The sequence below is a fragment of the Bacillus sp. DNRA2 genome (assembly GCF_012843265.1).
In the GTDB taxonomy this organism is placed as follows: domain Bacteria; phylum Bacillota; class Bacilli; order Bacillales; family Cytobacillaceae; genus Bacillus_BU.
This window is the reverse complement of record NZ_JABAIT010000008.1, coordinates 52,401-77,506: the sequence shown is the minus strand read 5'-3', so window position 1 is coordinate 77,506 and position 25,106 is coordinate 52,401. Positions and strand designations below refer to the sequence as shown.

The following is a 25,106-nucleotide window of genomic DNA, read 5'->3' as shown; positions in this document are numbered from 1 at the left end:
TATTATGTGTACTACTTCTCTTAATACAGTTAGATTATAATTCAAGTTGATTGAAATGGAAAGACCTATATTTCTTAAGATTTTATTAAGATGGGGAAATGTGAAAGTTCATTAGTGAAGAAAAGCAGAGGAATGGTCATATAAAACCAGAAAACCTGCCTTATATGACCGTATATAAAGGTTTAACCGTAGTCTTAAATTTTGTTTGCTAATAGACCCTTTTAGCACCTACATAGTATTTAGACCAGTAAGTATTATCTAGTGAGACGATTTGAATCCCGTTTGAACTTGTTGCGGAGATAAATTTGTTATTACCAACGTAAAAACCAACATGAGAAATAACTCCTGGTGAATTCACCGCATAAAAGACAAGGTCTCCAGGCTGTAACTTGCTTTTAGTTATCGATGCTCCTTGTGTGTATAGATTACTGGATGTAGACCGAGCCGTATTTACTCCATGTTTGTTAAACATAAAATAGACAAATCCAGAACAATCAAAGCCGCTCGGTGTTGTCCCTCCCCACAAATAGGGAACTCCAATATAATTTTGTGAATCCTGAATTAATCCTTTTTTCACCATGGCATGTTCAAGTGCAGTCACCGTTGCTGCATCCCCGGTGCCTGTTATTGGTAAACCATAATCGCTTTGGAACGTTTTAATGGCTTCTATCGTACCGCTATCATAATTGCCTGTCATGGTCGGTACGGAATAATACCCCAATACCTGTAATTGCTTTTGAATCGTCACCGCTGCGCCAGAATTGCTCGGAGTCGTCGTGGTTGGCGGAGTAGTTGTATTACTTTGAATCGTCAATACTTGTCCAACCCTAATTAAATCCGTAGTTAAGTTATTACTTTTTTTAATCGCTTCAACCGTTGTATTATGAAGCTTGGCAATTCCTGAAAGCGTATCACCCGCTTTGACTGTATAAGTAATCGTTTGTACTGGTGCTGGGGCTGGAGTTGGTGTCGGCGCAGGTGACGGAGTAGTTGAACTACTCGGTATAATCAATGTTTGACCTACAAATAATCGATCGGAAGTTAAATGATTAGCGGACCTAAGCGCATCAACTGTCGTGCCATATCTTTGCGAAATCGCCCACAAACTATCTCCAGAGACTACAGTATAAGTTATCGCGGCTGGCTGTGGTGCTGGAGCCGGTTCTTCAAAAGCGGTTCCTGTTCCTGGAATCAATAACGTTTGACCTACTTGAATAATATTACTCGTCAGTCCATTCGCAGCTTTTAATTGATCGACGCTAACACCATATGTTTTCGAAATTCCCCACAAACTATCACCGGCTTTAACAACATAAGTTGTTTGATTGGCTGTTTGTGTAGAATTAGTAGCTGCTTCTGCATGATGACGGGTTTCACCCATCATGTGTACAGTCGATATTAAAAGAGTCCCAATCATCACTTGCACGGTTTTGATGACGATTCTTTTCGGAAACTTTTCGGCAATATATCGCCCAACCGAACGTTCCAATGTGTCCGGATTTTGCGCGTTTGTTATGTCTAGCTCTCTTGAAAACTCAGTTGCATGTTTATTTAAGAAAAGAATAACCGTGTAACCATCTTCGTCAGGAATTAAACGATAGCTTGAGAAAATATCCATCCTATTCCCCCCCTAGAGTAGTCTGACCCGCTTCAGGTGTAGAACCCACTTGAAGCCATGCTGAGATATCCTTCCAAATCAATGGATTGTCTTGACCGATGCTCCAGTTCCCCAAACCCTTTACATCGTATTGATGAATAAGGTCAATTTTTGCTTTAATCGCTTCGGAATTTTCAAACCAAACCGTGTAGGTACCCTCGGTTAGTGGTTTACCGCTTACGGTCATCACAGGGTCACCTTTTTTGATTGTAAAAACAGCTTTGGCTGACTTAGTGGCTTCATCAAAAGTAACCGTACCGTTATATAATTCCAAAGCTTTTTGGATTTGATTATTTGATATACCGTCACCACCATAGCTTGTCCCTTCCTTCCAATAACGCCCATAATGTCCCACTCCGACAACTATTTGATCCTTGTCAACACCCTGACTGATGGCATATTGGATTGAATCTTCAACAAAACTTATACTAGCAATGGGTCCAGCTGCACTTCCTGGATAGCTTTCATCATAAGCCATAATCATCAGATAATCAGAGTACTTAGCTATGCCACTATAGTCATAAGAACCATTCCAGCCTGATGTTAGTCCATTAGGATTGGCTGCAACCGCCACTGAAACCTCTTTATTTTGTGGGATTTTTTCTCTTAGCAAGCGAACGAAATCGGTATATTCGTCACGATGTTCCGCCGTTACATTTTCAATATCAATATTTACTCCATCTAAATTATAAAGCTTTACCGCTTCGGCGATTTGAGTTGATAGTTGATCGCGATTTTTCAATGCAATTTCTCCTGTTGCTCGGTCCCAGTGATTACTTAAAAATGGCACAACTCTGACTCCCGCACTTTGCGATGAAACAATAAATTGTCGGTCAAAATTGGCTGTAAGCTTTAATGAACCATCGCTATTAAGGTCAAAATAGCTAGGTGAAACAACGTTAATCGTATTAGCGGTTTGATTTATTCCTTCAATATAATTTTGCGTATTACCAAAATATAAATAACCCATATTGAAAAATTCCTGCTCATTAATATTTGGAGATTGGACTCCTGCAACGACGGGAAGGTTTAATTCCTGACCAATGAATATCATATCAGTACTAAGATTATTTAGCGCTTTGATGCTGGCGACGGTAATATTTAAGCGCGATGAAATTCCCCATAATGTGTCCCCGCTTCCGACGACATAACTCGTAATTCCAACAATGGAATCATTGGTTTGATTCCCAAATGAATCAGTTTGTTTAATCATTACAAATGGTTTGGAAATTGTTGAAATATTAACGATCTGTTCAAACTTTCCGTTGTGATCTGTTTGAATGACTTGCTGCAATTCCTTAGTCCCTGTTTGTTCTAGTACTGTCAATTCAATTGTTGAATCAGCTTCACCGGTACCAGATACTCGATAAAATAAACCATTGGCAGTTTTTTCTACTTTACTTGTAACAATAACTGGATCAATAATCTTTGTATCCTTTTCAATCGTATTTGTCACAATGTCACTAATATTTCCGGCTTGATCCCGGTGGGTAATCGAGACATTTAGCGTACCGTCATTTAAGCTAACTAAATCAATTTGTTTATCAAAGCGAGAGTTTAACACTAATGCTTCTTCAGTAATCGAATGTACCCCATCAGAAACAGTAATAGAAACAATGCTGCCATCTTCGTCACTATTTCCTCGAATCGAAACGTTCTTCACATTCTCATTATTGATTTTTCCGTTATTTTCAAACTCAACTGCCGACACAGGAATTATAGTCGTGTCCTTTACAGCCTTGGTTACAAAACTGTTTCCAAGATTACCGTGTTGATCGCGCGGAATTGCTGATATTGTAATTTCACCATCGCCTAAACCACTAAGATTTGGATGAAATAAAAATTGTCCGTTAGTATCTGCTTGAATAGTTTCGGAAACAGTATTTACGCCATCTGTTACCGAAATAGCGACAGTACTGTTTGGTTCTGTATTACCTGAAACTACATAATTACTAATCGTCTGATGACTAATTGTCAATAAAGGGTTAAATGTAAGTGAACTTGGAGCAGTTGTATCTTTTTGAAATGATATTTGATTCGCTACACTTTTATTTCCGGCAACATCTTCACTAATCGCCGTGATGGATAAATTTCCATCTTTAAGAGAAGTTAAATCGATCGTGGTTTGATAATTTCCTTCATTATCCACATTAATTTGTTTTGTTAACAAACCACCGATTTCATCAAATACAGTTAAGATGATATGTGCTCCAGCTTCAGTTTTCCCCGAAACCATAAATGAATCTAAATTTTCGGAAGTGGCGAATGAGTCCACCTGAAGACTTGGCATATTTGGAGCTTTGGTATCTTTTGCCACAACAGGTTCGTCTACTTTAACGGGAATGAGTAGTTTCTGACCGATATATATTCGGTCAGAGTTTAATTTGTTCAGCTCCATTATATCTTTTGAGGTTGTATTGAATTTTTTCGCAATAATACTTAAAGTATCCCCGCTGACAACGATATAAGCAGATTGATTTTGTACAGTGTTTGTTGGTGCCGGTGCAGTAGTAGGAGCTGGTACTGGCACAGGCTCAACGTTCGGAGTTGTGGATGGTGTAGTAACAGGTGTCGTACTGGTATTAGTATTTGTAATAGCAGTTGGACCAGGGATTTTTAACACTTGTCCAACCCGAATCAAATCAGTTGTTAGCTGATTTTCCGTTTTAATTGCTGCGACAGTTGTATTAAAGCGTTTGGCGATGATTGATAGTGTATCTCCAGAGACTACGCGATAGTCAGTGAGTACGGGTGTTTGCTGTGTTGGCCCCATTGTTTCAGTTGTTGTTGGTACTATTGGAACGATCTGTGCCGGTGCAGTTACCGGCTGTGTCGTTGGAGCTGATGTTGTAGTTGTAACGTTACCTGTACTACTAGGAAGATTTACAACTGGAACGATTAACCGCTGTCCAATCAAAATCACATTAGTTGTTAAATTATTTTTAGCTTTAATACTATCAACCGTAGAGTAGTATTTCTTGGCGATCACTGACAGTGAATCCCCGCTTACAACCGTATATCCTACAAATGGTAATTTTAATAATTGTCCAACATAAATGGTTGTTCCATTAATTTGGTTAATTTGTGTAATTTGACTGACTGATATCCCGTTTGCAGCTGCGATTTTCGATAAGCTATCTCCGCTTTTTACGATATATGTAATATATGGTAAACTCGCAATGGTGTTTTGCGTTGAGGAGGTCGAATTTGTCTCCTGTGCCTTAACATCAATCTGAGTAAATGGAAATGACCCAATTAACATCGTCCCCATCATGATGGTAACAGTCGTCACTCTAAGATTGGGAAACTTTTCACGAATCAACTGCTTTAAATCCTGTCGAAACGATGGTTTTATTTGTTGATTTATTGAACCGAACTCCATCGCAAATTCTGCTGTTGGCTGATTTACGTATACGACTAACTTATATCCATCACCATCAGGGATGAGTTTTACATTTCTGATTTCCATCTAATCACCTCGCATTTTTGTTTAGTCATATCTTTCGATTGAGCGAGGATTATCATTCATTAATTCATACATCACTTTATAAAGTGTAGAAAATAGCAAGGTAAATATAAAAACGCACAGCATTTTATAAATGCTGTGCGCGTTTTAATCTTTGTAATGTAATGGAATAGAGATGATTACAAATCTTTCCAAACTTCATCATAAATATCACTATCCCAATATTGGATATCTACTTCTTTATCCTCACTGGTAAGTTCCTTATATAAATTCAACTCTGGTAGACGCTCCGCAAAGTCTAAAACATCAGCTACTTCACTTTCTGGAATTTCATTAATTAGTTTTAATAATTTTTCCTTTGCCTCGTTCATGGCAATCACTCCTGTGTTTATTTGACTTGATTACATTATAGCATGTTTATTTTCCAATATGGCGATGTTAACAAAACCTTCAAAAATTACTGACAGTATTAACATTTTGCGGGTTTAACATTACATTTAGCGGCCCCAAATTCACAAAGTTGTTAAAAAACACTATTGACAAAATTATAGAAAGTTGGTAAAAGTATAATTAACTGAAAATATCTAAATATTTGAAATTGTTGAGGGGATCGAAATGAATAAGATAATCGATTTTGTCGAGTATAAGAGGCAAAAAAAGAGAGAAAAAATTACTGAATTTTTCAATAAATACAAGGTTCTCCTCGGATTTATTGTAATATTTTTAGCATCCATTACCATTTGGACAGTTGTTTCTTTTAAAGTGGCTATGATTACGATGGCTGTTGCGGTTTTAGTTCCCTTAGTGTTAAGCAAAAAGAGCTATTTACCTGTAGAAGAGAGACTTCCTATTTCGAAGCCACAATAAAGCCAGAATAACTTAAAAAACCCCGCATTAAACTTGCTTACCAGTTTAATGCGGGGTTATCTTTATTTATTCATATTTTTTAAAAATTAATGAAGCGTTATGTCCACCAAATCCTAGTGAATTCGATAAAACAATATTTACTTCCTGCTCTCTCGCTACATTAGGTACATAATCTAAATCTAGTTCTTCATCAGGGTTTTCTAAATTAATGGTAGGTGGAATGATACCATCCTGGATTGCTAATAAAGAAAATACCGCTTCAATTGCACCAGCTGCACCTAATAAATGGCCTGTCATTGATTTAGTTGAGCTAACTGATAGTTTATATGCGTGGTCACCAAATACTTCCTTAATCGCTTTCGTTTCATAGAGATCATTATAAAAAGTACTTGTACCATGTGCATTAATATAATCAACCTGTTCAGGAGCTAATCCAGCATCGCTTAAAGCAAGCTTCATAGCTCGTTGTCCACCTTCACCATTTGGAGCCGGTGTTGTAATATGATGTGCGTCACCTGTTGCACCATAGCCGACTATCTCACCGTAAATTTTCGCGCCACGTGCTAGAGCATGTTCAAGCTCTTCTAATATAATGATTCCAGAACCTTCGGCGATGACAAATCCATCGCGATTTTTATCGAATGGACGGCTAGCAGTATTGGGGTCTGGATTCGTTGATAGGGCAGTCATATTTGAAAATCCTGCTAAAGTCATTTCCGTGATGGCTGCTTCTGTACCACCCGCTACCATCATATCAACCTCACCGTTTTGGATCACCCGAAAAGCATCACCAATTGAGTTCGATCCAGAGGCACAGGCAGTTACCGAGCAGTTATTTATTGCCTTTGCGCCCAATTCGATAGATACACGCCCTGCAGCCATGTCAGGAATTAACATCGGAATAATAAATGGATTAACACGCCGTGGTCCTTTATCAAGGTAGCGCTTATGTTGCGCCTCGAATTCATCCAAGCCGCCAATTCCAGAACCGATCCATACACCAACACGTTCTGGGTCAACATCTTCACCAATTTGAACACCAGCATCCATGATTGCCATTTTACTTGCAGCGACAGCTAGCTGGGTATAGCGCCCCATTCGTTTCGCTTCCTTAGCGTCCATAAATTCCTCTGGTTGAAAGTTCTTTACTTCTCCATCAACTTTAACGTTAAACTTTTCTGTGTCGAATTTAGTGATTGGAGCAATACCGGAAACGCCACTTTTAATGTTTTCCCATGTTGAAAAAGCATCATTTCCAAGTGGAGTAATGGCTCCAATCCCTGTGACTACTACTCTTTTTTTCATTAGCTTTTCTCCCCAAATCATATATATTTGGCAATTATGCCGTTAGTTTACTTGCCCCATTTCATACAAACCGAACCCCAGGTTAGGCCGCCGCCGAAGCCGACGAGGACGATGGTATCGCCATCTTGGATTAAACCTTTTTCAATTTCCTCAAACAAGGCTAAGGGAATCGATGCTGCTGAGGTATTCCCATGTTTCGTAACAGCGGTTGATACCTTGTCTTTGTCAAGTCCAAACCGTTCTCTGGCAGCATCAATGATTCGAACATTAGCTTGATGCGGAATCAAAAAATCAACATCCTCTTTTTTTAGCCCTGCTTTATCTACTGCATGCAAACTGGACTCAGGCATTTGGCGAACGGCAAATTTATAAACTTCACGACCATTCATCTTTATTTTACCAGTTTCAGAATCAATGTATAAAGTATCCCCACCACTTCCGTCAGCACCTAAATCTACTGAAAGGATGCCTTTATCACTTGAGACCTCACTGAGAATGACGGCGCCTGCACCGTCTCCAAATAAAACGCATGTCGTTCGGTCGTTCCAATCTAGTGTTTTCGTGAATTTCTCACTGCCAATCACTAAAATATTTCGATAAGTACCTGTTTCAATAAAAGGTTTTGCAGTGGCCATTGCATATATAAAACCAGAACATGCAGCTCCAACATCCATGGCTGGAATGTTTCTAGCACCAAGTGCCTCCTGTACCATACAGGCAACCGATGGAAATGGCTGATCTGGTGTTGCTGTCGCAACTAAAATCATATCAATTTCACTAGCCTTTAATCCTGCATTTAGAAGGGCACGCTCTGCCGCTTTTATTGCCATATGCGAAGTATCGATATCTTCTCCGGCAATTCGACGCTCTTCAATACCGGTTCTGGTACGAATCCATTCGTCATTAGTATCTATTTTACTTTCTAAATCAATGTTTGTCACAATTTGCTCTGGAACGTATGTCCCAATTCCAACAATCCCCACCCGTTTCATTACATCACCCTAACATTTGTTTTTAAGACTAGGTCATAATATCTCATATAACATTATAAACGCTTCTTGCGAAAAAGTGAAGAAAGGAAACAGAAAACCACTAAAGTTGTGAAATAAAAAAGAGACTGCTAACAGGTAGCAGTCTAACAATATAGAAGGAAGTATTAATAGAAAACGTTTGTCGAACAATGTAAGCGTTGTCAAAAAACTTAATGTTTTTGTCGAAGTGCATCATTTTTAAAATCCGGATTATGCAACCTCAGATTCCTTCGAATGAACCTTCTTCATAAAGCTGTTAACATCGGCTGGAACTTTACGGTCAAGCTTAGAAACGATGTATACAGATAAGAAACCAACTGGTACCGTGATGATTCCAGGAATTTTAAATTGTAAAAACTCAGGTAATGTAGTTGGTAAGAAAATCATATACATTGAAACTGCTAATCCAATGATAAGACCCGCAATTGCACCTTTTTCAGTCATACCTCTCCACCAAATACCAAGGATGAAGATTGGTGTGAAAGTACTAGCTGCCACTGTAAAAGCAAGAGCAACCAAGTGACCAATTGAAGCATTTTTAACCATTAAACCTAATGCACCATAAAGAATACCTAGAATGACAATCGATACTTTACCAGCAATAACACGTTGTTTTTCGCTGATATTCTTGCGGAAAAGGTTTGCATATAGATCGTGTGCAAGTGCTCCGGAGCTGGCAATAAATAAACCAGATAAGTTTGAGAAAATCGCAGCAAATGCACCTGCAATAACTAAACCTAATAACCATTTTCCACCAAGAGCTTGAGCTGTTGAAGGAATAACCATGTTGTTTCCACCAAGTACTAAGTCTTTAATAACTTGTGGATCAGCTGTGCCTGCAAGATAAATTGAACGACCTACTGCACCTAGATATACTGCAAAGAAGAAGAAGACAGATGCAATTCCAATTGCCATTAATGCTGATTTACGAGCTGCTTTTGCACTTGGATTCGTATAGAAACGTAATAAAATATGTGGTAAGCCCATTGTTCCTAGAGATAAGGCGATTGTCATTGATACAGTTTGCCAGAAGCTTGGGAAGTAGTTTCCTGTACCAGACCATGATTGTCCATCATGTACAACATCTTTACCATCAAGAGCAAATTGAGCAGTTCCTTTGATTGATCCTGTAAATTCAGTTAATCCAGCAAGAATTTTTGGATAATGTAAGCCGCCATAAATAGCTGCTGCAACCATCAGGACGAAACATCCCAAACGAATCCATAATTCTAATGCTTGGTTAAGTGTAGTCCCTTTCATACCCCCTACACCAACATAGAAAATCATTACTGTGCAAGTAAAAATGATTCCAAATTCATAGGAAGTACCAAAGAACATCGTTAAAATCTGAGCTGCACCTAATAATTGTGGGGCTGCATAGAAACCGGAAATGGCTAATACAACAGCAACAGCTGCTAATCTAGCGCGTTTACTATGAAAGCGGTAAGCTAAGAAATCCGGAACTGTATAAGCACCAAAACGACGAAGTGGACCAGCAACGAAAATAGCCAATAGCGTTAAACCAATTGAGAAACAGAATGCATAATAAGCACCATCATAGCCTAATTGGAAGGTAAGACCTGCAATACCAAGGAAGGTTGCTGCACTAAGGTAGTCTCCCCCGATTGCTGACCCGTTTGTAAACCAGCCAAAACTCCGTCCGCCTACGAAGAAGTCAGACGCACTTGCATTTCGTTTAGTTAAATACGTGATGAAGACGATAGTTCCCATTAGGATGATCGTCATGAGCATTTTTGGTTCGAGTAGCGTTTGGATCATATAATGCTCCTCCCATCATTAGATTTGTTAACATCTTTGTCGAGAGGGCTTTGTGATGCTTTTAAGCGTTTTTCATACAAGTGTGTATGTACATAAGCGATGATAAACGCCATAGCCATTGATACAATTGCTGTGAAAAACCAAGATACACTCATTCCTCCCCACATCTGGGAAAACATAAAATCTGGAGCGAACCAGTTTAATACTGGGATCGTGAAAACAAATACATAATAGAATAAAGAAAGGGTAATTCCTGTCCCAAACTCTTTTTTCATGATATTATTTGTTTCAGTGTCTAGTGGTGGTAGATCTTTTACGTCAATCTTGCCTGCTTCTACATAATCATATTCAGTATACTCGCCTGCCATTGGTTCATCTCCTCCTCTTTTAACTAAAATGCATCGTAAGAGTTCGTTTCCCCTTTTGTTCTATCCCCCTTTTCATCAATTTGCAACAAATCTTAACTGATGCTTGTCTTGATTTTACTGTAAATTGTCAGACAATACCTTGCAGATAATTGTCATAAATTTATAAATATTTGCTATTTTCAAAATATTTTCGTTATAATAGGAAAGGGATAATCAAATAGATGTGTGTTGAATGGAGGAGGATGGCATTGGATAGCATTCAGCTAATCATCAATGATATCAATGAAAAAGACAAGCTTACCATGTGGCTGCAAGAGGAATTCCACAATAATTCACTTCTTATTTCTAACATAGACCCTTCTTTCGATTACCGCATTTTAGTCGTCGAAATTAGTAAATTATTAGATTGGGTCTTTATTAAAAGATTGAAAAAGCACAATCCTCAACTAATCGTATTTCCTATTGTCAATAATGAGCTATTACATACGGCATCAGTTACGATTGAGCTAAATTTGCCCTACTTTTTTGTTAAACCTCTACGGAAAAACGTGTTTATTCGAAAAATTAAACAAGCATTTCTCGAGCCAAAAACTACTTATCATCAATTTCATGTACAACAAACAAACATTCCTCACTATGATTATGAGGATCATGAAGCGCTTCAGGGATTGTTTTTGCGGCGCTTGCTTCGTGGTGATGTTACATCTGAGCAAGAAATAATCGAATCTGGGTTGTTCAACAGTTCTAAAATGATTCCTAACACAGTTTGCTTTATTCAAGGTTACGTGAACATAGCAAACCGGGAGAAAATAGAAGGATGGCAAGCACACCAAATCATTCAAGAATGCTTTGAACGGCATTTTGAAAAATTAAACGGTAAAATCTTCTTCGTGCCCTATCGTAAGCATTTGTTGATGCTCCTCCGTGTTCCAACTGGTTTTACTTCACCTAGGTTTTGGAAGCAAGGTGAAGATATCATATTGGAGGTCATCACAGAATTACAGCAACAATATGGAATATTTCTGTTTATCGGTATTGGTAGTATATACAGCGAGCCTCAACTCTTGTATAAATCTTATATCGAGGCAAAGACGGCTAGACGGACCCCTCCTTTTGAACGACTTGAACTTCGTTATTATGATGAAACAGCACAGGACCCAACCATCTTAAAAAGTATTGAATATATCGCTGAACATTATGCGGATGAAATCACTTGTACAAAGGTGGCAGCGCATATCAACTTTAGTCCAACCTACTTTAGTAGGCTATTTAAAAAAGAAACCGGTCGGAGTTACGTGGAATATGTTAGTTTCGTTCGCTTACAAAGAGCCATTGCGTTAATACGCCACTCTGATAATACGCTTGAACAAATTGCCGAAGAACTGGGCTTTAATACCCCTAATTATTTTAGTAACACCTTCAAAAAATATGTTGGACTTACTCCAAGTGAATACCGAGCCACAAAAGAAATATTGTTTTATTAATACCTCATTCTAAACGTACGCCATTAGTGGTGTGCGTTTTTATGTTTTCTAGTCATAGATTTGTTGTATTTTATAAAACATTAACGTAAAATGTTTGTGTAGAGATAGACAATTTAAGGATGTGTTTATAAATGGAACTATCTGAGTTATTTTGGAATGCAGATATTAATGAATTAAAGCGAGGCTACCTTGAGGAAACTAACGGTTACGTCTGCCTATTGTGCGGAGAAAGAATTGAAAAAGGTGTAATTTACCCTCTTGATAACATATTTTATGAAGCTGAAAAGTTTATGAGCGTTCATATTTATAAGCAACATCATTCCGTTTTTGATTATTTAATCAGTTTGAATAAAAAATTAACCGGATTAACCGACCATCAGAATCGTTTGTTGCAGTTATTTTACCAGGGTAAAAATGATGCTGAAATTCAAAAGGAAATGGGAATCGGTAGTGCATCAACCATCCGAAATCACCGTTTTGTCTTAAAAGAAAAAGAACGCCAAGCGAAAATGTTCTTAACGTTAATGGAACTGCTGAAGGAAAAAGACCAGAACGCCCCCACCTTCCTAGCTCCCCATAAAACAGCAACTATGGTGGATGAGCGGTACAATGTTACCGTAAAGGATAAAGAAGAAACACTCGCAAAATTCTTTCCAGAAGGAACGGATGGTCCCCTGAAAGTTTTTCCCAAAAAAGAAAAACAAAAACTTATTATTCTTCAGGAGATCACTAAACGGATAAAATCAGACAGTATCCTTACTGAAAAAGAACTGAATGAAATCATCAAACCAATTCACGCTGATTTCGTAACTATCAGACGCTACCTGATTGAATACGGCTTCCTAGACCGAAAGCCAGACGGAAGCGAATACTGGCTAAAAAAATAGGAAGTGCCTGGAACGGAAATCACTTACTCATTAACAACGCAAAATAATAATAAAGGAGACTATCACGATGGATCGTAAAAAAGAATTAAAGCAGCAATATAAAGAAACAAAAATAGAAGGCGGAATCTATCAAATCAAAAATACAATTAACGGCAAAATTTACGTCGATAGCACCAGAAACTTCAAAACATTAAATGGCAAAAAATTCATGTTGGAGTCAGGTACAGATTACACTCATCCTCTACTTCAACAAGCATGGAATGAATACGGAAAAGATGCCTTTGAATTTGAAATTTTAGAAGTGCTTAAACCAAAAGAATCAGCCTTTTTCGATGAAAAACGTGAACTTAAAAAACTTGAAGAAAAATGGCTAAACGAGCTTAAGCCTTACGGAGATCAAGGCTATAACCGCTAAAAACACAGACTTGTCAACAAATCCCCTTTATACTGCTAAAATTCCAATAATTAAAATGCCATTTCTTTTGTTAATTATGGTAAATTTAAGTTGGTATTTTAGTTTTCGGTAATAATAGGGAGAGGGCTTGAATGAAACGGAGTTTTTCGGTTGTAATTGTCTATGATTCTATTTTTGGAAACACAAAAAGAATCGCTGATCGCATCGGTTTGGAACTATGCAATGATTGTAAGATTATCGCTGGATCCATTCATCATGAAATAGAGCCGGATGATATAGCTGACATCGACCTATTAATCATTGGAAGCCCAACACACAGCCATAAGCCGACACATGAGATGTCGCGATTTTTGGATCAGCTGGCAGCAAAAAAGAATTATATCAAACATGCTGCAGTATTTGATACCAGGTATAATATGCACATTTTGATATCAGGCTCTGCCGCTAAAAAAATAACAAAAAAACTTAAGCAGTTTGGAATTGCAACAATATGTAAACCCGAAAGTTTTCTTGTTACAAAATGTGAAGGTCCACTAAAAGCCAATGAACTCGAGCATGCGGAACATTGGGCACAAGATATTCTGCAAAAGCTTAAAAATGGGACCTAGGTCTGACTGATTCGACAACAATTACTGAGTGAGATTCCTCACTCAGTTTTTTTATTTCCAAAGTCTTGATTATTCGTGGAACCGGGATTTTCGGGAGATTCAATCATTATAGGGTTTAAAGTAAAAAATTGATGATGTAATACTGTGTTCCCCACTTGTGGTTCAAATTCATCATTTAAACCAAAACTGCTGATTAACATATTACTAGTATTAATGAGTGATATTCTGACCTCGTAACAAGGATTTGAGGGCAATAATAGTGGTTGTGGGAAATCTGCCAAGACAGTGAGCTGCATTTGTGGTGGGAGTTTAAAAACTAACGGCTTTGTCAAAGCAGGAATATCATCCTCTTCTTCAAACGGGTGAATCGTTGGGTCAAACCCCTGTACCCCTTCATCTTGCTGATAGCCAATATCATTTGGATTAACCTGTTCTCCACACAGGAGAATGATTTTACCCAGTTCGGTTGGTGGACAAGTTGTCCAATTCTTAATTTCCACAATGATATCACGTGGTTGTACAGGATCTACATTTATTATATTTACAGATATTATTTCTGTATTTGGTGTAGCTTCGATTGGTCCTGAACTTATCATCCTTTGCTTACTCCATTTCTCGAAAGTTGGACCTTCATTGTTCAAACGTTCATTGTCTTCTCCCACACATCAACACCCCTTTCATTATATAGTCATACTATTCTCGTTTTTCAAAAACGAGACGGTTATTCCACTGTCTTGTCCAGATTCCAGCCGTTTATTTATTGTTAACTTTATTTAATTAATAGTTGACAATATCTTTTGACCAAACTAAAATGAAAAAAAGAGGAAAAAAAGTCGAAATATTTAAGAAAATGGTGAGGAAATAATGAAAATTAAAGAAATGACTTATGTAGCTTTATTTGCTGCAATTATGGGGGCTCTTGGCTTTGTGCCACCGATTATGTTATCGTTTACGCCTGTTCCTATTACACTTCAAACTATCGGTGTCCTTCTAGCAGGTGGAATTTTAGGTGCAAGATTAGGTGGGTTAAGTATCACTTTATTCTTATTACTTGTTGCAACAGGTTTACCACTCCTATCTGGAGGTCGTGGCGGTATCGGCGTATTTGTTGGACCTAGTGCTGGATATTTAATCGCATATCCCATCACTGCTTTTGTCATTGGATATTTAGTGTCTCACTTACGTACTGTACAACTTGGAAAAATTATGCTAGTTAACCTAACTGTCGGCATTTTGTTAATTTACCTTTTCGGGATCCCTGTCCAAGCATTTATCATGGATATTCCAGTAGCAGAAGCAATTAAATTAAGCCTTGTTTATATTCCTGGTGATGTAATTAAAGCTGTTTTAGCTTCACTAGTAGTCTATCGATTAAGAAAACACCCGGCATTACAAAAAAATCTTGCAAAAGCTTCCTAAGGAGACGCAATCGTGTCTCCTTTTTCTTCATATTAAATGTTTTAGAACATAAAGTTTCTTTGCAAAAGGAGAGTAGCAATGACAACGATTACTGCGACATATGGAAAAAACGCTAGCGAATTTCCTAATCGCCCGGCGATTCAGATAGGACAACAAACGATTACATATAAGCAATGGAATGAAATAGTTGAAAAAACAGCAGGTTGGCTTATTAGCTTACATGAAAAAACACCAACATTGGGGATATATTTACCAAATGGCATTCCATTTTTACAATTATTTGCTGGTGCAGCAAAGGCTGGTTGGACCTCAGTTCTATTTGACCCAAAGTGGCAAGTTGCGGAAATTGACAAACGTTTGTCTCTTTCTCGTCCCTCAATCCTTATCACAACTCGTAGAATGGCAGAAAAAATTAGGCCTTTTTCGGGAGAAATCTTGATTTGGGAGGAATGCCATATCAGCATATTACAGGCAACTCCTCTAATACAGGAGCCGAATCCCGCACTCCCCTTTTATATGGGTTTCACCTCTGGTACAACTGGGGATCCTAAAGCGTTTGTGCGCTCACATGCTTCATGGACTGCGAGCTTTATCTGTAATATTTATGATTTTGCGATGGACGGCTCTGAGTCTGTGCTTATTCCTGGCGCTTTGATCCATTCACATTTTCTGTATGGCGCTATCAGCACACTATACTTAGGAGGGACAGTTTACTTACTCGAAAAATTCAACCCCTCCCTCACCCTTTCGATTTTAAAAGAAAAGTCGATCTCTACCGTTTTTGTCGTTCCGACGATGGTACAAGCCTTTTTGAAGCAATGTAAACCCATCTCAAAACAGCTAACCATGATATCCTCTGGGGCAAAATGGGAGGAAGCTTCAAAGCTGAGCATTCGTCGTTGGTTTCCAAATTTAACGATGTACGAGTACTACGGAGCAAGCGAGCTTAGCTTTGTGACGGTCTTAAACAATCACGAGCAAGAACTAAAACCCGGCTCTGTCGGAAAGCCTTGCTACAAGGTTGAATTGCAAATTCGCACTAAAGATAATGAATTAGCTAAAGTTAATGAAATTGGAAAAATATACGTGCGAAGCGAAATGGTGTTTATGGGGTATCTTTATCAATCAAATGACTCGATCACGATAATAGCTGATAAGGAAGGTTGGATAACCGTTGATGATATGGGCTATTTTGACGAAGATGGATATTTGTATTTAGTTGGTCGAGAGAAAAATATGATTCTTTACGGCGGTATTAATATTTTTCCGGAAGAAATTGAAAAAGTTTTATCTTCCCATCCAGACATTGACGAGGTTGCTGTTATTGGTCTGACTGATGAATACTGGGGACAAATCGTCGCAGCAGTTGTCGTTGGGAACACCACAAAAAAAGGATTAGTCAAACACTGCAAAGATGAGTTGGCCTCCTTTAAAATCCCGCGAAAATGGGTTTTTGTAGAGGAAATGCCGCACACCATTAGCGGAAAAATTGCACGTGCTGAATTAAAGCAATTAATAGAAAGCGAGGTGAAGAATGATGCCAACCGCAGTCATTGTTAATGCAAAACGAACAGCAATTGGAAAGAAAAATGGCATGTTTAAGCACTTGGATGCTTCTGACCTCGCTGCTCCTATCATTCGTCATTTAGCCACCGGAATTGAAACCATTAATGAGGTGATTCTCGGTAATATTGTCGGCCCTGGCGGTAATGTGGCTCGCGTCGCTTCGTTAAAAGCTGGTCTGCCCCTTTCCGTAACTGGACTAACCTTAGATCGCCAATGTAGTGCAGGATTAGAAGCGATCAGAATCGCTGCCTGCTTCATTAAAGCTGGTGCCGGAATTAGCTATATTGCCGGAGGGGTCGAGAGTACATCAACTTCACCGTTTCCAACAAGAGCCCGCTTTGCTCCTCTTGAAATCGGTGACCCTGACATGGGTGTAGCAGCAGAATTTGTTGCACAGTATTATGGGATTAGCCGTGAGACTCAGGATCACTTTGCTCTATTAAGCTATGAAAGAAGTTGGACATCCCTCGAGCAAGGGATTTTCGAAGCAGAAATAGTCCCAATTGAAGAGCAAGCACGCGATGAGGAATTTACCAAAAAACGTAATATGGAAGCATTATTAAGACGTGCAAAGCCGCTTTTTACTGATAAAAATGGGACAGTAACCGCAGCAAACAGCTGTGCGATAAATGATGGCGCCAGTGCAGTATTAATCATGGAAGAAGAAGCGGCTCGTTCTCAAGGATACACGCCAGTGCTTCGTTTTGTAGACAGTGCTATAGCCGGTGTCCATCCGAATTTTCCTGGCATTTCACCAGTTCCGGCGATATCTGAACTACTTGAACGAAACAAACTTACAATCGCCGATATTGACTTGATTGAAATAAATGAAGCGTTTGCTTCCAAAATAGCAGCTTGTACAAATGAACTATCCATACCAATTGAAAAGGTAAATGTTCGCGGTGGGGCTTTAACACTAGGGCATCCATACGGAGCTTCTGGTGCAGTCCTTGTAACCCGATTATTTTATGAAGTTCAAAGAATGGCAGCTGCAAAATATGCAATTGCTGCAGTTGGTAGTGGTGGCGGCATCGGTATGGCAATTTTATTTGAGGTGGTACAATGAAAACTAGTGAGGTTTCTATCATATTTCATCAAACGGACGTTACTGAATTTATGAAAGTAATGTCTGACCCAAATCCAATTTACCAAAGTGTGGAAGCAGCTAAAAATTTTGGATTTAAAACAATGCCACTTCCACCAACCATGCCGTTGGTTGCTTACAAACTGTTGAACCTTCCTTGGCAGTTGACTGAACCTATCCTTCACCGCAAACAAGAATGCTCGTATCATCAAACGATGTATATCGGAGAAACTTACAAAGCGCACATTTATTTAACAGAGCATACTGAGCGAAAAGGTTTTTATCTAGTGAAACAATCTCTAGTCATTGTGGATATGCAAGGTAAACTTTGTTTTGAAGGAAATTATCAAATTGTCTGTGGTGGTGTTATATGAAAACGATAGAATTTATCATAAGTGAAGCTGATATTGAAGCGTTTGCTCATGTTTCTGGAGATTTCAACCCTGTTCATTTGGATCAAGAATACGCCAAAGTTCATGGATTCCCCAATCGGATTAGTCATGGATTATTAACAATGGGAAAGGTTTGGAGTGTATTATCAAGCCATTTTCTTAAACCAAACGATTTACCTTATTCGTATGAGATGAAGTTTATTGCCCCCGTCTTTGTAGGTGATACGGTGACTTTATCCATAAACCATGTTGGTGATAAATGGACCATCAAAGGTGTGTGTGCCAAAAAACCAATTATTAATGCTACCATCCTAATAAAACAATAAGAAGGGGCTGATTGGAGCTACGTTTCGAAAAAACTCAATAAAAATATAGCTCCAATGCGGTAGATTGGAGCTACACTTCAATAGAACTTAATGAAAATTAACCTTGCGCTTCTTCTGGTTCCATACTTAATTGCCATTCAATTCCGAATTTATCGGTTAAACTTCCATAGCATTTACTCCAGAATGTTTCCTGAAGCTCCATATTCACCTTACCGCCGTCCTTAAGCTTGTTATACCACACCTTAAGTTCATTTTCATCCTTACTTAATACGGTTAAACTAATGTTATTCCCTTGTGTAAACGGCATCCCTGGAAAAACATCTGAAAACATTAAGCGGCTGCCACTTACGATGATATTAGCGTGCATGACTAAGTGTTTTGCCTCTTCTGGTAAAGGATAGTCTGGGTTTTGTGGGCCTTCACCAAATGTCATAATTTGTGGTGCTCCCGTTTCAAACACTTCTGCATAAAATTCAACTGCTTCACGACAATTCCCATCAAAATTTAAATACGCTTCAATCGGCATATAAATCCCCTCCTATTATTGCTATCCTTATGATTCATTCTCAATTATAGCATGTCCAAAATCAGTGATATTCATTTCAAAACTACGAAAATTATTTGCTACATTTCTTTACAAATATCGACTATATTCTGCCGCTATATTCGATTACTAGTTTAATATTGTCAAAACCATTGTGATGACAGGTATTGTAAAATGACATAAAATAGAGAAAAGTCTATAGATTTAGGAGAGTCATGAATGGAAATTTTTTCATTAAGTGGTCCAAGTGGATCAGGGAAAAGTACAAGCGCTCTTTCATTTGCGCATAAACATAAAATTCCTGCCATTATTGATGATGGTTTATTAATTTTTAATGGTGAAAAAATTGCTGGCTACTCAGCAAAATTTGAAAAAAATGCTCTAAAAGCTGTGAAGCGGGCAACCTTTTTCGATGAAGATCATTTAAAAGAGGTTCAAATGGCAATCAATAATTATTTCATCGATAGAATTCTTATCATCGGGACTTCTGATAAAATGACCCGTCTAATCGCTAGTCGATTAAATCTAGGTGACATTAACCATTATTTTTATGTGGAGGATATTCGGACTTCAAGCGAAATAAAATTAGCTCAATTTATTAGAGGAACTGAGGGTAAGCATATTATCCCCATTCCGTATAAACAGGTAGATCAGAATTTTTTTAAAAAACTGATCCAAAGTGGTGTCGAAATCTTCTCCTCAAAAAAAGAACGAATTGGTGAAAATACCATTGTCCATCCTGATTTCCATCGCGGCGCAATTAACATCCAGCCAAAAGTATTTAAAAACATCGTTGAAATTATCTGTAGTCAATATCAGCAAATTGGTGAATGTAAAGCAGTTGAATTTAATATTGACAAAATGCCACTCCTTAAGGTTATCATTTCGATTAAATACCCAATCCGCGGCAATCTGATTAACTTGACGGAAAAGCTGCAACAAGAAATCCGCATGCATTTTTTAAATCAGTTAAATATTGAGCTTTATCAAGTAAATCTTACCATTCTGTTATCAAAAAAAACGGAAGGCTCAAGCATAAGCTAGAGCCTTCCGTTTTTTTTACTGTCTAGCTTCAGCGGCTAGGGCCTCGGGTCATAAGCCAAATCTCTCCAGAGGCTTACGCCTCCTGCGTGATTCGTCTTATGCCTGTCGCCCCTATGCGAGCCGTTTCCGCTTTTCTTACTATTTTCTTTTAAATTGAGGTGGTCTTTTTTCAACGAAAGCTGCGACTCCTTCAGGAAAATCTTGGGCATCGACAAATGGTGTTGAACCATTCCAAAGTACCGGTGCGCTGTTAATGCATTCATTAACTGATTGTTTCACCGCTAACAATGATGCAGGTGACATCGTCGCAACTAATTTCCCCATTTTAAATGCATACCGGTCTAATTCTGACTCATCAACCAAATAGTTTAGCATCCCTAACGAATATGCTTCTTCCGCTTTCAAAATTCTCCCTAAATAAACTAATTCTTTTGTAATGCTTGGACCCACTAGATCAACGATCCGTTTCGCAAATTTATTATTTAAAGTTATACCAAGCTTTCCAACGGGAATTCCCAATGCTGCCTTGTTTGAACCTACACGAATATCACATGCTAAGGCTAGTTCAAGACCTGCGCCCATTGCCGGTCCGTTAATGACACCGATTGTCGGAATTGGTAAGCCTTCAATCGTCGAAATAGCCTTTTCCATTAATACAAACGCATGCTCTGCCTCTTCCAGTGACATTTCATGGAACTCACCTAAGTCAGAACCAGCTGTAAATTGTTCGCCAGCACCTCTTAAAAGCAGTACTCTATTTTTAGGATTTTCAATCACCTTTTGACCTATTTCAGCTAACTGATTCCACATATTAGCAGTTAGCGCATTGCGTTTCTGTGGGCGATGAATGGTAATAATGGCCAGCCCTGCTGCTTCTTGCAATGTAATTTTCGCTTGTTCCTCTGTCATTCTTTTAATTCCTACACGCATCAATCTCTCTCCCTTTACGATAATCTTTGAAAATATTGGTCAACTATTGTGCAAACCTTTGTCATATCCCGACAAAAATTGATGGAATTTTCCGTATGTGATTATGATAACATACTGTACTATAACACAATTGACGAAAAATATAAACAATTCGCGCTCTTTTAACAAAATTTTTCGTTCGGAATTATTCTGTTTCCATAATGATATGATGACAATCATCAAATTAAAAATCAGAATATTACAATTAGTGAGTAAATTATGTTAAAATATGAATGAGCATAAAAGGAGATGAGATGAATGATAAGGAAAATTATTTTAATGATACTATTAGTGGTAAACAGCTTTTATTATATTTTTTTCATCGCTAATTTTGGCAGTGCTGCTCTCTTGAATTCAGTTTGGGCAATTGCTTTTTACTTAGGTATAATCATATCTGCTTATTTTCTGTACCAATATGTAAAACAAGCTGCTAGAGCGCGTTATTTATCCATCGCAGTGTTGATTATTAGTGTGACATCGTTGGGGGCTTTCTATTTTCGACAACTTTTAGAGGGGATCCTTTAATGAATATTATGGTACCGTATGATATGTAACATCCCTGTGCAAAGGTGCTTGTTTCCTTTTCACAGGGATTCATTTTATTTACTATTTAAAAAGAAATATCCTCGAATCATAAAATAGGTGATTTCATTAGGAAGCAATTCCTTGATAGGCTTTAGTTTATCAGTACCTGCGGTTTGAACGGCTTTTGCAATGACTGGTCTGACCTCCTGCGGCAGTTCATTTTCCCAATCAATTTCAAGTCCCTCTTCGGCACAGCGAATCAGGTGATTTTGAACGGTAATTAAGGTAATATCCCTTTCCTTTGCAATCTCAAATAATGACAATCCAGACCGGTATTTTTCATACGTTTCATGATGTGATGGACTTCCAGTTGGATTCCGCTTCTTAGCATGAGGTTTTGGTGTCGTAACAGAATTTGCTTCGTGTAATGAGACTTGCGTCTCCCGCTCTGGATTTCGCTGACAAAAGTCACGGATTAATTGAATAAATTCCAGACCGTATTTTTCTAACTTATGTTCGCCTACACCTTTAACATTTAACATTTCACTGTTTGTTTTTGGCAACTTTATACACATATCTTGCAAACTAGAATCTGAAAAAATGACAAACGGTGGTACTTTTTCCTGTTCGGCAATCGATTTGCGGAGCAAGCGGAGTTCCTCAAATAATGGGTCTGACTTTGAAATCGTTTTTGCTTGAATTGCCTCTTTTCGGCTGACGTTTTGTCGACCGGTAAGTACTTCTTTGCCTTTAACCGTGACGTATATCGTTGGGAATTGCCCATTCTCTATTCCAATTAATTCTTCGGTAATTAAATAATCGATAAACTCAGTGACATCCTTCGTGCCCTCTGATTGCAGCAGTCCATAGGTGGAAAGCTTATCAAACTGAAATTGTGTCACCGACTTGCTTTTTGAACCAGTCAGGACTTTGGCAACAGCCGCCTTACCAAAGCGCTGCCCCATTCTCACAATACAAGAAAGCACAATTTGCGCTTCCTTTGTCACATCAACACTTTGTCTCGTATCAGTGCAATTGCTGCATCTCCCGCAGTCACCTGAAGGCTCTTGATTAAAGTAATCAACAATCCAACTTTGGAGACAATCCTCGGTATGACAAAACCCCACCATTTGGTTTAATTTTTCGAGTTCGAGGGGGATGCGTTCTCTCTCCCATGATTGATCTATTAAAAAGCGATGAATTTGTGTATCGGCAGGTCCGTATAAAAGGATGCATGTACTGTCCAATCCATCCCGTCCTGCTCTACCGGCCTCTTGATAATAACTTTCCATATTTCGTGGCATTTGATAATGGATAACAAAACGAACATTCGATTTATCAATTCCCATTCCAAATGCAGAAGTAGCCACCATGACCGTTTTTTCATCCTGTAAAAATGCCGTTTGCATCTCTTGCCGCTCTTGATCACTTAAACCCGCGTGATAGCGTGCAGCTTGAATATTTTGTGCCTGTAATTGCTGATAAAGTTGATCAACTGTTTTTCGAGTGGCAGCATAAATAATGCCAGATTCTTTGTCATTTTGTTTCAAATAATCTAGCAAAAATGCGTCGCGGTCTTGACCTTTAACAACAGAAAAAGCTAGATTGGTTCTTTCGAAGCTAGTGACAACTTCATCTTCGATTTGTAACGATTGTCGGATATCCGCACGGACCTGAGCTGTTGCTGTCGCAGTCAAAGCTAAGATAATCGGCTTTGTACTTATGTGAGCCAGAATGCTCGAAATATAACGATAGCTTGGTCGAAAATCGTGACCCCATTGCGATATGCAATGAGCTTCATCAACGGCAATCAAAGGAATTTCTATATCCTTTAACTCGTCTAAAAACATCCCTGATTCTAGCCGCTCTGGTGAAATATATAACAGCTTGTATGTACCTTGTTGAACTAATGTCAATCTTTCATTCATTTCCGCTGGTGTTAAACTGCTATTAATATATGTGGCAGCAATACCTAATTGCTGCAATGAATCAACCTGATCTTTCATGAGAGAAATAAGTGGTGAGATGACAATCGTTGTTCCAGGGAAATTAAGTGCGGGGATTTGATAACAGAGTGATTTTCCGCCTCCAGTAGGCATTACGCATAACGTATTTTCGCCTTTAAATACGTGTTCAAGCGTAGCTTTTTGGCCTTGGCGAAATTCATCATAACCAAAATATGTTTTTAAAATTTGCTGTGCTGCTTCAAGCAAACGACATTCCCTCCTTACCATTTAAAGACATGTATCATATGAGTATTATACATGATTATGTATAAGAAAAATATAAAGGATGACTTATATCAGTTTACACCAACTAAGTCATCCCAATTTTAAAAATGGTTAATGCTTCTTTTTAAAAAAGTAAGCTAGAATGAAAACGAGTAACGGTATCAGGATAAATAATCTAGTAAATCCGGGCTGTGTAAACAGAATAATTGCTGGTACTAGGAACGCCAAACCACTTATGACTAAGGCTTTCCAAGACTTTTTCCAAATTCCCCATAATAACAAAAGTCCAGATGCAATAACAAGACCCCACACAACAACTCCGATAAATAAGAGTCCCCAATCCCCCCAGTTAAAGCCTAACAAGAAGAATTCCATATGACTCCCTCCACGATATTACGCTTTATGAGGGTTACAAAAAGTGCGACAAAATTTAATAGCATCCCTCAATTTCAGTATACTCCTAAAATCGTAAAATAGTGTTTCTGTCGAAAAATTATCTAATATTTTTTGTAACCCTACCGCAACTGCTGCAAAAAATAAAAAGGGTCTCAAAATTTGAGACACCCTGATTATTTTTCATAAATAGATTACTTAAATCAATTACTTCTTCAAGAATGTGCTTGGCATAACGACAGCGATCACTTCGCCACGAGCACATAATGCTTCGTTTGCATACACTTCTGCTTCCACCTTGAATTTTTTTGGATGAATTTCATGGACAGTCCCAACCGCTTTTAAAGGAACATTTTGAGGTGTCGGTTGCAGAAAATCAACCTTCAAGGAAGCGGTTACAAATCGAGGCGGTTCAGCTCCGTCGCCGACCTCATGACCATTTTTTCTATGTAATGTCAATGCTGCAGAACCTGTCCCATGACAGTCAATTAATGAAGCCACGACACCACCATACACAAAACCTGGAAGTGCTGTATGCTCTGGTTTAGGTTCATAGATTGTGACTGTTTGTTCGCCCTGCCAACCTGTTCTTAATTGATGTCCGTGTTCGTTTAAACGACCACAGCCATAACACCATGCGAAATCATCTGGATACTCATCTTGAATTGCATTCACTACTTTTTCTACAGTTTCTGCCACTAAAAATCACTCCTTTGTTGTACATTATAACATATTTATTCTAAAAA

25 protein-coding genes are annotated in these 25,106 nt (G+C 38.3%); 12 read left to right on the top strand and 13 right to left on the bottom strand.

What is annotated here, in order from left to right; translation table 11 throughout:
* Window positions 1–208 precede the first annotated feature (208 nt).
* From HHO41_RS09045 to HHO41_RS09020, 3 genes are all read right to left on the bottom strand, one after another.
* A complete protein-coding gene (locus HHO41_RS09045) occupies window positions 209–1,618 on the bottom strand; it encodes a C40 family peptidase (protein WP_169097671.1) in 1,410 nt (469 codons plus the stop codon).
* A gap of 1 nt (window position 1,619) precedes the next feature.
* Window positions 1,620–5,126, bottom strand: coding sequence for a LysM peptidoglycan-binding domain-containing protein (locus tag HHO41_RS22240; protein ID WP_211171097.1), 3,507 nt, complete (start codon window positions 5,124–5,126; stop codon window positions 1,620–1,622).
* Between the two features lie 176 nt (window positions 5,127–5,302).
* Window positions 5,303–5,494: a DUF2281 domain-containing protein gene (locus HHO41_RS09020; protein WP_169097669.1), complete on the bottom strand. Its 192-nt coding sequence runs from the start codon at window positions 5,492–5,494 to the stop codon at window positions 5,303–5,305.
* Window positions 5,495–5,738: 244 nt separating this feature from the next.
* Between HHO41_RS09020 and HHO41_RS09015 the strand changes: the two genes are divergently transcribed.
* Entirely contained in the window at window positions 5,739–5,990 is a 252-nt protein-coding gene (locus HHO41_RS09015; RefSeq protein ID WP_169097667.1) for a hypothetical protein, read from the top strand.
* 66 nt (window positions 5,991–6,056) lie between these two features.
* Here HHO41_RS09015 and fabF read toward each other — a convergent pair whose 3' ends face one another.
* From fabF to HHO41_RS08995, 4 genes are all read right to left on the bottom strand, one after another.
* On the bottom strand, window positions 6,057–7,295 hold the full coding sequence (gene fabF, locus HHO41_RS09010) for a beta-ketoacyl-ACP synthase II (protein ID WP_169097665.1): 1,239 nt from the start codon (window positions 7,293–7,295) through the stop codon (window positions 6,057–6,059).
* A gap of 47 nt (window positions 7,296–7,342) precedes the next feature.
* Entirely contained in the window at window positions 7,343–8,278 is a 936-nt protein-coding gene (locus tag HHO41_RS09005) for a beta-ketoacyl-ACP synthase III (protein ID WP_348981251.1), read from the bottom strand.
* A 258-nt stretch (window positions 8,279–8,536) separates the two neighbouring features.
* Window positions 8,537–10,105: a sodium/solute symporter gene (locus HHO41_RS09000; protein ID WP_169097661.1), complete on the bottom strand. Its 1,569-nt coding sequence runs from the start codon at window positions 10,103–10,105 to the stop codon at window positions 8,537–8,539.
* Window positions 10,102–10,473 (bottom strand): DUF485 domain-containing protein, encoded by a 372-nt coding sequence (locus HHO41_RS08995; RefSeq protein WP_169097659.1) that lies wholly within the window; start codon window positions 10,471–10,473, stop codon window positions 10,102–10,104. The genes HHO41_RS09000 and HHO41_RS08995 overlap by 4 nt, the downstream gene beginning before the upstream one ends.
* A 248-nt stretch (window positions 10,474–10,721) precedes the next feature.
* Between HHO41_RS08995 and HHO41_RS08990 the strand changes: the two genes are divergently transcribed.
* From HHO41_RS08990 to HHO41_RS08975, 4 genes are all read left to right on the top strand, one after another.
* Window positions 10,722–11,957, top strand: a complete 1,236-nt coding sequence (locus HHO41_RS08990; RefSeq protein WP_169097657.1) for an AraC family transcriptional regulator — start codon at window positions 10,722–10,724, stop codon at window positions 11,955–11,957.
* A 131-nt stretch (window positions 11,958–12,088) separates the two neighbouring features.
* Window positions 12,089–12,844, top strand: coding sequence for a DUF2087 domain-containing protein (locus HHO41_RS08985; protein ID WP_169097655.1), 756 nt, complete (start codon window positions 12,089–12,091; stop codon window positions 12,842–12,844).
* Window positions 12,845–12,911: 67 nt separating this feature from the next.
* Window positions 12,912–13,259 carry a GIY-YIG nuclease family protein gene (locus HHO41_RS08980; protein ID WP_169097653.1) on the top strand — a complete coding sequence of 116 codons (348 nt, stop codon included), beginning with the start codon at window positions 12,912–12,914 and terminating at the stop codon, window positions 13,257–13,259.
* Window positions 13,260–13,390: 131 nt separating this feature from the next.
* A complete protein-coding gene (locus HHO41_RS08975; protein WP_169097651.1) occupies window positions 13,391–13,867 on the top strand; it encodes a flavodoxin family protein in 477 nt (158 codons plus the stop codon).
* Between the two features lie 38 nt (window positions 13,868–13,905).
* On the opposite strand, the gene HHO41_RS08970 is transcribed toward HHO41_RS08975, so the two are convergent.
* On the bottom strand, window positions 13,906–14,529 hold the full coding sequence (locus HHO41_RS08970) for a hypothetical protein (protein ID WP_169097649.1): 624 nt from the start codon (window positions 14,527–14,529) through the stop codon (window positions 13,906–13,908).
* Window positions 14,530–14,731: 202 nt separating this feature from the next.
* Between HHO41_RS08970 and HHO41_RS08965 the strand changes: the two genes are divergently transcribed.
* From HHO41_RS08965 to HHO41_RS08945, 5 genes are all read left to right on the top strand, one after another.
* Window positions 14,732–15,286, top strand: coding sequence for a biotin transporter BioY (locus HHO41_RS08965; protein WP_169097647.1), 555 nt, complete (start codon window positions 14,732–14,734; stop codon window positions 15,284–15,286).
* Window positions 15,287–15,364: 78 nt separating this feature from the next.
* Window positions 15,365–16,846, top strand: a complete 1,482-nt coding sequence (locus HHO41_RS08960) for an AMP-binding protein (RefSeq protein ID WP_169097645.1) — start codon at window positions 15,365–15,367, stop codon at window positions 16,844–16,846.
* Window positions 16,824–17,918 (top strand): acetyl-CoA C-acyltransferase, encoded by a 1,095-nt coding sequence (locus HHO41_RS08955; protein ID WP_169097812.1) that lies wholly within the window; start codon window positions 16,824–16,826, stop codon window positions 17,916–17,918. Before HHO41_RS08960 ends, HHO41_RS08955 begins: the two co-directional genes overlap by 23 nt.
* Complete coding sequence (locus HHO41_RS08950; protein WP_169097643.1) at window positions 17,915–18,310, top strand: FAS1-like dehydratase domain-containing protein; 396 nt, start codon at window positions 17,915–17,917, stop codon at window positions 18,308–18,310. The genes HHO41_RS08955 and HHO41_RS08950 overlap by 4 nt, the downstream gene beginning before the upstream one ends.
* Entirely contained in the window at window positions 18,307–18,654 is a 348-nt protein-coding gene (locus HHO41_RS08945; RefSeq protein ID WP_169097641.1) for a MaoC/PaaZ C-terminal domain-containing protein, read from the top strand. The genes HHO41_RS08950 and HHO41_RS08945 overlap by 4 nt, the downstream gene beginning before the upstream one ends.
* A gap of 97 nt (window positions 18,655–18,751) precedes the next feature.
* Here HHO41_RS08945 and HHO41_RS08940 read toward each other — a convergent pair whose 3' ends face one another.
* Window positions 18,752–19,180, bottom strand: coding sequence for a VOC family protein (locus HHO41_RS08940; protein ID WP_169097639.1), 429 nt, complete (start codon window positions 19,178–19,180; stop codon window positions 18,752–18,754).
* 237 nt (window positions 19,181–19,417) lie between these two features.
* Here HHO41_RS08940 and HHO41_RS08935 point away from each other — a divergent pair, with 237 nt between their 5' ends.
* Complete coding sequence (locus tag HHO41_RS08935) at window positions 19,418–20,242, top strand: P-loop NTPase family protein (protein WP_169097637.1); 825 nt, start codon at window positions 19,418–19,420, stop codon at window positions 20,240–20,242.
* Window positions 20,243–20,380: 138 nt separating this feature from the next.
* Here HHO41_RS08935 and HHO41_RS08930 read toward each other — a convergent pair whose 3' ends face one another.
* Window positions 20,381–21,172 (bottom strand): enoyl-CoA hydratase/isomerase family protein, encoded by a 792-nt coding sequence (locus tag HHO41_RS08930; protein WP_169097635.1) that lies wholly within the window; start codon window positions 21,170–21,172, stop codon window positions 20,381–20,383.
* Between the two features lie 297 nt (window positions 21,173–21,469).
* Between HHO41_RS08930 and HHO41_RS08925 the strand changes: the two genes are divergently transcribed.
* Window positions 21,470–21,736 carry a hypothetical protein gene (locus tag HHO41_RS08925; protein ID WP_169097633.1) on the top strand — a complete coding sequence of 89 codons (267 nt, stop codon included), beginning with the start codon at window positions 21,470–21,472 and terminating at the stop codon, window positions 21,734–21,736.
* A gap of 74 nt (window positions 21,737–21,810) precedes the next feature.
* Here HHO41_RS08925 and recQ read toward each other — a convergent pair whose 3' ends face one another.
* The 3 genes from recQ to HHO41_RS08910 form a co-directional block, all read right to left on the bottom strand.
* Window positions 21,811–23,949 (bottom strand): DNA helicase RecQ, encoded by a 2,139-nt coding sequence (gene recQ / locus HHO41_RS08920; RefSeq protein WP_169097631.1) that lies wholly within the window; start codon window positions 23,947–23,949, stop codon window positions 21,811–21,813.
* A 129-nt stretch (window positions 23,950–24,078) separates the two neighbouring features.
* Window positions 24,079–24,342 (bottom strand): hypothetical protein, encoded by a 264-nt coding sequence (locus HHO41_RS08915; RefSeq protein WP_169097629.1) that lies wholly within the window; start codon window positions 24,340–24,342, stop codon window positions 24,079–24,081.
* 225 nt (window positions 24,343–24,567) lie between these two features.
* Window positions 24,568–25,059 (bottom strand): hotdog domain-containing protein, encoded by a 492-nt coding sequence (locus tag HHO41_RS08910; RefSeq protein WP_169097627.1) that lies wholly within the window; start codon window positions 25,057–25,059, stop codon window positions 24,568–24,570.
* Window positions 25,060–25,106 lie beyond the last annotated feature (47 nt).